The 3,654-nt window shown below is 46.7% G+C and carries 4 protein-coding genes; 1 reads left to right on the top strand and 3 read right to left on the bottom strand.

Annotated features, from left to right (window positions below; genetic code table 11):
- On the top strand, window positions 1-588 hold a 588-nt coding region (locus tag MHN01_RS20110; protein WP_239413016.1), incomplete at its 5' end, for a hypothetical protein.
- Window positions 589-642: 54 nt separating this feature from the next.
- Here MHN01_RS20110 and MHN01_RS20115 read toward each other — a convergent pair.
- The 3 genes from MHN01_RS20115 to MHN01_RS20125 form a co-directional block, all read right to left on the bottom strand.
- The gene (locus MHN01_RS20115) at window positions 643-2,016 is read right to left on the bottom strand and encodes a cell wall metabolism sensor histidine kinase WalK (protein WP_239413018.1); all 1,374 of its coding nucleotides are present in this window, start codon (window positions 2,014-2,016) and stop codon (window positions 643-645) included.
- Window positions 2,013-2,702: a response regulator transcription factor gene (locus MHN01_RS20120; protein WP_239413020.1), complete on the bottom strand. Its 690-nt coding sequence runs from the start codon at window positions 2,700-2,702 to the stop codon at window positions 2,013-2,015. The genes MHN01_RS20115 and MHN01_RS20120 overlap by 4 nt, the downstream gene beginning before the upstream one ends.
- Before the next feature lie 90 nt (window positions 2,703-2,792).
- Window positions 2,793-3,654 (bottom strand): hypothetical protein (locus tag MHN01_RS20125; RefSeq protein WP_239413022.1); only part of this gene is annotated, 862 nt, incomplete at its 5' end.

Raw genomic sequence — 3,654 nt, forward strand, 5'->3', positions numbered from 1 at the left:
GATGTGAAGTATCAGAAGCTGCCAGTAAAGAGCTTTACCAATACTAATGGCGATACCCATTACTACCAAGTGGTATATCTTCCATCAGGAAACCTGAACTGGTTCCAGGCTGCCTATCTTGCCGATGCTGCCGGCGGTTATCTTGCCTCTATTACTTCTGAGGAAGAGAACAGTTTTGTATTTGAAATGGTCAATGATCAAAAGTACTTCTGGACTTTCCCGAGTGGCGTAGGACCGATGGAACACTACGGTATCAGTATTGGTCCATTCCTGGGAGGTTATCAGCCGGAGGGCTCAGTGGAGCCTGCGGGCGGCTGGAGCTGGCTAAGTGGCGAAGAGTGGGACTACGACAATTGGGCAAAAAATCTTGATGACGGTGTGATTGATAAAGATCCTCGTCCAAATGATCAACCAAACAACTCAGGTCATAGCGGTGGCCAACGTGTAATGGGCTTTGGCGAGATGAACCTGCCGGTACCTACCTGGGGTGACTATATGGACGATGTTGGTACCTATGGTATAGATAAGACGCCTGGTCGTTCATATGGTTTTATTATCGAGTACAACAGCCGGCCTGTGCAAAGCTAGTTCCTGAAAACGCCCTTACAGCTTGGTTGCTGGGGCGTTTTTGGTTTCTACTAGTTAAAGCACTTCGATGGGAAAAGTGATCAGAAAACAGCTGCCGCTTTTTCCGTCGGATTTGACACCAATTTTACCGCCTTGCATTTCAACCAAGCCTTTAGAGATGCTTAAGCCCAGCCCCATGTTTCCGCTTGAGCCGTTACGAGCAGGATCCGAGCGGTAAAAGCGGTCAAATACTAACGGTAGATCTTCAGGGCTAATCCCGCATCCGTTATCGACAACCTGAATCGTGAGCTGGTTATCACGAGTTTGAGACTGAATTGTTATCTCTCCACCTTCCGGTGTGTGGCGCAATGCATTACTGATAAGGTTTCCTAGTACCTGCACTATCCGGTCTTCATCCAGTACCAGTGCAGGGAGGAAATCCGGGCAGTCTAGAGAGAGTTTTACCTGTTTGTCCTGACAAGAGTAAAGTTTAACAACCCGTTCCAGCAGTGGCTTGATACTAGTCTTTGTCAGCTGGAGAGAGAGCGTTTTGGCATCGGTTTGCGCTAGCAGGCTCATATCTTTAAGCAGTCTTTGGATATGCTCCAGCTCATCGGCGATTGTGTCAATCCGTTCTTGGTTCAGTTCTAACTCTCCATCCTGGGCCATCTCTATATAGCCGGAGATCACTTGAACCGGAGTGCCCAGATCATGGGCAATATCTGCGGTAATCTGGCGGCGCTGTGTGTCGGCATTCACCAGATCCTGACTCATCTTATTGAAGGAACGGGAAAGGTCACCAATTTCATCGTCAGTATAGGCTGGAACCTGCTGTTGCAGGTTGCCATCGGCAATAGCGGATGAGGCTTTAGTTAAAGATTCCACTGGCTTTAGCAAAATTCTGGCAAGCACTATTCCCATTAAGAGTGAAATCAGCACACTGACACTCACGGCAATAAGCAATATCTCACGAATGTTGGTCAGAAAAATCTGCATTTCTGAATTAAGGCTTATTCCGATCGCATCTACCGGAATAACCCAGGCAACAGTTTTTTCATCGAAGCGAACCTCATTGGCATTTGCCAAGTAGGCCTTGGGAACCGTATCTCCAGGCTTGAAGTGCAGGAAGTGCAATAGCGATTTCTGCTCACTGGTTACGACCCCATGACGCTTTATCGGTCCATTATGGGTAGAGGTGCTGGTATCGGGCTTACGGTGTTGTCTGGGTGGATGAAGTGTCTTGAAGTAGTCAGAAAACCCTTTCCATTGCCTTTCGGCTGCGTACCAGTTGTACACTTCTTGTGATATCTCTTTGAGCTGGTAGTCCTTTGCAAGCGCATTAATTCGTTGTTCAGAGGTAAGATATGTAAGCAGGTAAGTAAAAATGGCGGTGAGCACGCTGATGATCAGGTAGGTGGTGATAAGCTTATGGCGTACCGGTATTCTCATGGCTGAACTTTCCTTAGCCGATAACCGACTCCAAAGACCGACTCTATAATTACCTGTTCTTTGACTAAGGGGTACAGCTTGTTCCGCAGGTTTCGAATATGGATCTTGAGCGTCGATTCTGAACCGCTGTAACCTTCTTCGATTAAATGGCGGCAGATTTCTGCTTTTGAGACTGCGTGCTCTACTGACTGCATGAGAAGGCTAAGAAGTGTCAGTTCGGCAAGGGTCAGTTCAACAAGTTTGTTATCGATTCTCAGTTCATTCGTGACGGAGTCCAAGTTCAGGTTTGCGACCTTTAACCGTGAATTTTGAGAGAAACTCAGGCTGGTACGTTTCAGGACAGCTTTAACCCTGGCCAGTAGTTCGCTCATTCTGAACGGCTTGGCAATATAGTCATCAGCACCAAGTTCAAATCCTTTAACTACATCACTTTCCTGCTGTTTGGCAGTGATCATGATTACCGGCATATCACTGGTTTCGCGCAATTTGCTGATAAATTCGTATCCATCCATCTGAGGCATCATAATGTCTAGCAGGATTAGATCTGGTATTTGTTTTTTTAGTATGAGTTGCGCATCCCGCCCGTTTGAGGCAGACAGAACCCGGAAGCCTTTCTGGGACAAGAAGTCGGTAAGCAGCTTCTGTACATTCAGTTTGTCGTCTACGACGAGAATTGTTTGAGTCATATTTTTCTGCATGATTTGAAAGCGCAGATGAAGCTATGGTGTGATAAATCTGCGCGTTTTTCTGATAAACGACATTGTCGAGGCTGTTAGTTACTTTACCGTATATCTCAGTAATACTTCGTTATCTAGAACAACATTGCTCGACCATATAAAGGTTGCGCCCGCACCGGAAAATTTCTCTCTAAAATTCATATAGGCATTTTTATTGTTTACACCAATCTCCTGCTCGGAATAGGTCGTTGCTTGCGGCCAGGAGGTTGAGTCAAATTCTGCTGTTACCCAGTTTTCAGGCGTCTGCCAATGAATGGCATAAGCATTTTCGCCCCTGTTGGTGCCTTCTGTACTGCAGTCATCGGAGAGGCGCATGTTATCTTTCTCGCTCAAGCAGCTTAGGTCGTAGATAGGTGCGGTATAAAATGTCTGAGCCTGCCAGTCCGCATTGGTGACTGTGCCATCGCTGAAACTGGCAATAAAGCCACCGTCTCCCGGGTGATACTTCTTACCCCGGTTGTTTTCCGTGCCCAGCCCGAGGTTTTCTTCCCAATCTATAACTTTAACGGCAATAGTATAGGGTTTACTCACTTTAAACTTAACGATACTTGAGTTAAATGGTGTGAAAGGGACCGAGTCTACACCTATCAGCACGCCGTTTACGTAAAGCTCAAAATAGTTATCGGCAAAGATATACCCGGTAACCACTTCTCCTTCAGTGTCCACAGTTATCATCGGTACACTAGCGCTATCAACTTCCTTCAAGCTACTGGGAGTTACGCCTGAACACTCTTCATACAGATTGATCACATGAGTGGCGTTTTCGTATTGGTTCTCAGCAGGTACGATCCAGACGTTGCCTTGACTATCTTTAATCTCACCCACGGCAGAGACTCGGGCCCGGCCTTTTTGGCATTGAAAAAGGCTGGGAGTAATAGTGTTGGCTAAGCCCTGTGTAACG

Source organism: Photobacterium sp. OFAV2-7, assembly GCF_022347985.1.
GTDB lineage: Bacteria > Pseudomonadota > Gammaproteobacteria > Enterobacterales > Vibrionaceae > Photobacterium.